Genomic DNA, 5,808 nt, shown 5'->3' on the forward strand with positions numbered 1-5,808 from the left:
ACCTAAAACCTAAAACCTAAAACCTAAAACCTAAAACTTTTTTTCTTCACTTAACCGATAAATCATATTTAAGCACCAGTGCATCAATATAACGGGCACGAAGGGTATGTTGTTTTTCGTGTTCGGCACCATGACTAAGCGCGCGATTTAATAGTTTTAAAGCAGGGTGTAATTTGCTTCGCTCTGCTTGTGTGAGGTTTGGCTTTGTGCGTAATTCGGTTATATCATCTACAACTAAGCGACCAATATCAACGGCGGCGATTTCTTCAATTAAGCCATTTTGAGTTAGCACACCGTATTTACTGCATAAAAATTGTTGCCATACTTGTTGTAGGTGCTCTTCTAATTCACAACCAAATAGCTCTTCGTTAAATTCAAACCCTTGTTGAGCTAACTTCGTTAAACTTGCACTGTATTGCTGTGCAAAGTAGTTGAAGGCTTGACTGGATGAATCAATTTTTTGCTTGGCTAAGCCTTGTCCCCAGTTAACGCATCCTCTTGGATAGAAGTCGTCGTATTCTTCGCATTCATATAAACCAGAGTAAGAGCTACAACTAAGCTGATTTTTAATACAGTAACTGGGTTTTGGAAATAACCCGTTTTGTTGCCAAATTGCAAGAGTATCTTCATCGATTGCTAAGGCATGACAAAGCTCTTCGCTGTGATAAAAATGGGTTGCTAAAAATCGTGATAAACGCATAAAAGTGCACTCAAGGTTAGAAAATAAATATACTGTTCATTTATACAGTTGTTTATTTTGGACTAAGCACCTCTACAACACAAGTAATTTAATTAATTAGTTATGCAACACTCGGAAAACGCCTGCTTTTATGTTACAACTACGGCAAGTTTTTTTAAGATTAATTTTTTATGCGCACCCTAGAACAAATTAAACAAGCAAGCCTCATCACAGCAATTAAAACGCCTTATTTAGCCAGTGGTGAAATTGACTTAGCCACCTATGATTATTTAGTTGAACAGCAGATCGCCGCCGGTGTTGATGGTATTGTGGTCGGTGGAACCACAGGTGAAGGCCAGTTAATGAACTGGGAAGAGCATTTAATGCTGATTGCGCACAGCGTTAATAAGTATGCAGATAAGTTGGTGATTGTTGGTAACACTGGCAGTAACAATACCCGCGAAGCCGTTAAAGCGACTGAGTATGGCTTTGCCAGCGGTATGGACGCAGCGCTACAAATTAACCCTTATTATGGCCGCACATCGATTGCCGGTGTGATTGAACACTTCAAACGAGTGCTGGCAATTGGTCCGGCATTTATTTACAACGTAGCAGGGCGTACAGGACAAGATTTAACCCCTGACATTATTGAGCCGTTGGCACAACATGAAAACTTTATTGGCGTAAAAGAGTGCGGTGGTAATGAGCGCATTAATCACTATGAGCAACAAGGTATTGCCTGTTGGTCTGGTAATGACGATGAAGCACATGATGCTCGCCATACTTATAAAGCGCATGGCGTGATCTCGGTAACCTCTAATTTAATTCCTGGCTTGTATCGTCAATTAATGGACAGCAAAAGCGACGCGTTGAACGCGTCATTACAACCTTTGATCAGTTGGTTGTTCTGTGAGCCAAATCCAATTGCAATTAATACTGCATTGATGATGACAGGTGCAGTCAAGCCTGTATTTAGATTACCTTATGTGCCATTAAATGAGCAGCAGCAAGTGCAAGGGGTTACGTTGATCAATCAACTTGATGATGTTGCTGTTGTAGGTGGCTCTAAAGCCACACCATTAAATTTAGAAAATACAATTATTCTGCCATAATTTAGTTTGGGCTTTAAAAGATCGCCAACCATTGTTGTTATTGCTTAGCAAAGTATGCTTTGAAAAGGTCAAACACAAAAATGGCTGTAGAAGAGAAAAGGTAATTCTAGTTGGTTTATATATTTAAAAACTAACTGTTTGCCTTAAATTGCTGTATAATTTGCGACCCTTGATAATGTGGCCGCAGGTTATACAGCATGAATTTTAAATCTTTTAGTTTTGCCCCTGAACTTCTTCAGGCGTTAGATGAACTTAACTATCACACCCTTACGCCCATTCAACGTAATGCTATTCCAGCAGTACGTAAAGGCAAAGATGTTTTAGCCAGTGCCCAAACAGGCACCGGTAAGACAGCTGCTTTTGCTTTACCAATTATTCAAAAATTATCTGAAGTTGAATACACAAAAACTAATGCGCCACGTGCCTTAGTGCTAGCACCAACCCGTGAGCTTGCAGAGCAAATTGCCAATAATTTTACTGATTTTGCAAAGTACACCAAGCTTAAAACTGTGAGTTTATTTGGCGGTGTTAGTACGGTAGGTCAAGCTAATGGCTTAAAAGCGGGTGTCGATATCGTAGTCGCAACACCGGGTCGTTTACTGGATCATATTCGTTTAGGTAATCTAAGCCTTGCTGACGTACAACATCTTGTGCTCGATGAAGCTGACCGTATGCTTGATATGGGCTTTATTGGTGATATGCAAACAGTGATCAATGGCTGTGCTGAAGATCGCCAAATTTTGTTGTTCTCTGCAACATTCCCAGCGGCAATTAAACAGTTTGCTAGCAAAGTACTCAAGCAAGCTGAAATTGTCCGTGTTGATCAAACCAACAGCACTGCTGCAACCGTTCATCACGTGGTTTATCCAGTTGAAGAGCGCCGTAAACAAGAGTTGCTTTCTGAATTGATCGGTAAGAAAAACTGGCAGCAAGTGTTAGTGTTCGTCAACATGAAAGAAACGGCTGATGAGCTAGTTAAAGAATTAAACTTAGATGGTATCCCGGCTGCTGTGTGCCATGGTGATAAAACCCAAGGTAACCGTCGTCGTGCATTAAGTGATTTCAAAGCGGGTAAAGTACGTGTGCTTGTGGCTACAGAAGTTGCCGCTCGCGGGATTGATATTGATGACCTACCACGTGTAATTAATATTGACTTACCATGGCTTGCTGAAGATTACGTACACCGTATTGGTCGTACAGGTCGTGCCGGTAAACAAGGTCAAGCAATCTCATTTGTTAGCCGCGAAGAAGAAAATATGTTGTTTGAAATTGAAACCTTAATCGGTCAAAAAATTCAGCGTGAATACTTGCCGGGTTATGAAGTAAGTAACCGTGAAGTACTGATTGATAAAATTGGCAAAAAACCATCGCATTTGCGTCGTAGCCATTCAAATAAACCATCAGGTCAAGCAACTGGTGAAGCGCGAGCTAAAAACCGTTCACGTATCTCAAACGTACGTAAAACCCTCAAAGGTGCCAAACTTTCGTTAAAGAAATAATGGTATAAGTTAAGTCATTAACACAAAAAAGCCTCAATAAATGAGGCTTTTTTGTGAACAGTGAAAAACTACTTAGCTATTTTTCTCAAGCATAGATAACGCTAATGCTTCAGCGGCCTTTATACCGTCAATGCCTGCGGAAAGAATACCACCTGCATAACCCGCACCTTCACCGGCAGGGTATAGGCCTTGGGTATTGATACTTTGCATGCTTTTATCTCGTTTAATGCAAATTGGTGATGAGGTACGGGTTTCAACGCCGGTTAATAAACCATCGTTCGATGAAAAACCACGAATTTGCTTATTAAATGCAGGAATTGCTTCACGAATGGCATCAATTGCATATTTAGGTAACACATTTGCTAGATCAGTGAGTTTGATACCTGGTGTGTATGAAGGCTTTACATCGCCTAAGTCACTTGAATCTTTACCTTTCAAGAAGTCGCCAATTAACTGTGCCGGTGCATCGTAATTACTACCACCTAGTTCAAAGGCTTGCTCTTCTAGTTTTCGCTGCAGATCAATACCGGCTAATGGATGACCTGGGAAATCTTCTTCAGGAGAAATTCCCACAACAATGGCACTGTTAGCGTTGCGTTCGCTGCGAGAATACTGACTCATGCCATTTGTTACCACGCGACCTTCTTCCGAGGTTGCTGCGACCACAGTACCGCCTGGGCACATACAAAAACTGTAAACAGTACGGCCACTGTGACAATGGTGAACCAGTTTGTAATCTGCAGAGCCAAGGATCGGGTTACCAGCATTATCACCAAAACGGCATTCATCGATCATAGATTGTTTGTGCTCAATTCTAAAACCAACTGAAAACGGTTTTGCTTCAACGTAAATCCCTTTATCGTATACCATTTTAAATGTATCACGTGCGCTGTGACCTACCGCAAGCACAACATGACGGGTATCAAGTTGTTCACCGGAGGATAATTTCAGTCCTGTTACTTGGCCATCATCAAGTAGGATGTCATCAACGCGGGTGCTAAAACGAATTTCACCGCCGAGCGCTTCAATACTTGCACGCATTTTTTCAATCATCGTAACCAGCTTAAAAGTACCAATATGCGGTTTGCTGACATACATAATTTCTTCTGGTGCGCCCGCAGCTACAAATTCAGTGATCACTTTACGACCATAATGCTTTGGATCTTTAACTTGGCTGTAAAGTTTTCCGTCAGAGAATGTTCCTGCGCCGCCTTCACCAAATTGCACGTTTGACTCGGTATTTAGAGTACGTTTTCGCCAAAAACCGAAAGTGTCTTTGGTACGTTCACGTACTTCTTTACCACGTTCTAAAATAATGGGTTTAAACCCCATTTGCGCCAGTATTAAACCAGCAAACAGTCCACAAGGGCCAAAGCCTATTACCACAGGACGTTCTTGAATTGTTGCTGGTGCTTGAGCAACAAATTTATAGCTGGTGTCAGGGGCTGGTTTTACATGTTGGTCTTTAGCAAACTGAATTAATAATTGCGCTTCATTATCAACCTCAATGTCGAGGGTATAAATAAGTAAAATGGCGGTTTTTTTGCGGGCATCGTAACCACGTTTAAAGACATTAAAGCTATGGAGTTGGCTGTTATCAATGCCAAGTTTAGTTATAATTGCTTGCTTTATGGCATCTTCGCCATGATCAAGTGGCAGCTTAATTTCTGTTAAACGTATCATATTTAGTCTCTGTTAGGTGTCTTAGCAATCGCTGACGCGAGTTGCTCACAATAGCGGACTATTTTACGTTAATTTAAGCCTCGATGGCAGCGATTATTTATTGTATTTTGGCTGTGGTTGGGTATGATCTCCAGCTGTATTAAGATATGTTAGGCAAACGTTAAAATGGCATTTGTAGTCACTGAAAACTGTATAAAGTGTAAATACACTGACTGTGTAGCAGTGTGTCCAGCTGATGCGTTTTATGAAGGCCCTAATTTCTTGGCGATCAGTCCGATTGATTGTATTGATTGTGGTTTATGTGTTCCAGAATGCCCCGCTGAAGCAATTTATCAAGAAGATGAATTACCTGATTCGCAACAAGAATTCACCGAACTGAATGCCGAACTTGCCCTTATTTGGCCGCGTATCACTGATGTAAAACCAGCCCCTGAAGATGCCGATACCTGGAATGGTGTGGCCGATAAATTAAAGTTAATTGAGACCTAAAATCTCAGCTTTTTGCCTTGGTTAGTTAATTAAAATAACATTTTTGCAATCAAAATATTAACAAATGTACCTGCGTGAATTACAATTGCTACTTAACTTACTCATCCGAGTAACTGAGTATTAAATGGATGTTTATGCAGTATATAAAATTAATAACGTTACCTGTCTGGATTTTAGCTTTCGCTTTATGTAGTACGTTTGCACACGCTGAGCAACAACAATTTAGTTTAGCGCACATTGAGCAAGGTATTGATCTTGATGGGCAGTTGAGCGAACCGCACTGGCAACAAGCCACTTTAATCCCTTTACGCTATCAAAATGAACCCAATGAAAAAGGCACACCACC

Annotated in this window: 6 protein-coding genes; 4 read left to right on the forward strand and 2 right to left on the reverse strand. The window is 40.9% G+C overall.

Annotated features, from left to right (window positions below):
• Positions 1–46: 46 nt before the first annotated feature.
• Entirely contained in the window at positions 47–700 is a 654-nt protein-coding gene (locus H5158_RS21875) for a DUF6058 family natural product biosynthesis protein (protein WP_145236013.1), read from the reverse strand.
• 170 nt (positions 701–870) lie between these two features.
• Here H5158_RS21875 and dapA point away from each other — a divergent pair, with 170 nt between their 5' ends.
• Together dapA and H5158_RS21885 are read left to right on the forward strand one after the other, a co-directional pair.
• Positions 871–1,791: a 4-hydroxy-tetrahydrodipicolinate synthase gene (gene dapA, locus H5158_RS21880; protein WP_182719557.1), complete on the forward strand. Its 921-nt coding sequence runs from the start codon at positions 871–873 to the stop codon at positions 1,789–1,791.
• Between the two features lie 197 nt (positions 1,792–1,988).
• Positions 1,989–3,290, forward strand: coding sequence for a DEAD/DEAH box helicase (locus H5158_RS21885; RefSeq protein WP_145236005.1), 1,302 nt, complete (start codon positions 1,989–1,991; stop codon positions 3,288–3,290).
• 72 nt (positions 3,291–3,362) lie between these two features.
• Here H5158_RS21885 and H5158_RS21890 read toward each other — a convergent pair whose 3' ends face one another.
• Complete coding sequence (locus H5158_RS21890) at positions 3,363–4,973, reverse strand: NAD(P)/FAD-dependent oxidoreductase (RefSeq protein WP_149980145.1); 1,611 nt, start codon at positions 4,971–4,973, stop codon at positions 3,363–3,365.
• A gap of 165 nt (positions 4,974–5,138) precedes the next feature.
• Between H5158_RS21890 and fdxA the strand changes: the two genes are divergently transcribed.
• Together fdxA and H5158_RS21900 are read left to right on the forward strand one after the other, a co-directional pair.
• The gene (fdxA, locus tag H5158_RS21895; RefSeq protein ID WP_145235999.1) at positions 5,139–5,462 is read left to right on the forward strand and encodes a ferredoxin FdxA; all 324 of its coding nucleotides are present in this window, start codon (positions 5,139–5,141) and stop codon (positions 5,460–5,462) included.
• Positions 5,463–5,596: 134 nt separating this feature from the next.
• The coding region (locus H5158_RS21900; RefSeq protein WP_182740901.1) for a hypothetical protein at positions 5,597–5,808 on the forward strand (212 nt) is incomplete at its 3' end.

Origin of the sequence: Pseudoalteromonas sp. SR45-6, from assembly GCF_014163545.1 — a bacterium.
Classification (GTDB): Bacteria; Pseudomonadota; Gammaproteobacteria; order Enterobacterales; family Alteromonadaceae; genus Pseudoalteromonas; species Pseudoalteromonas rhizosphaerae.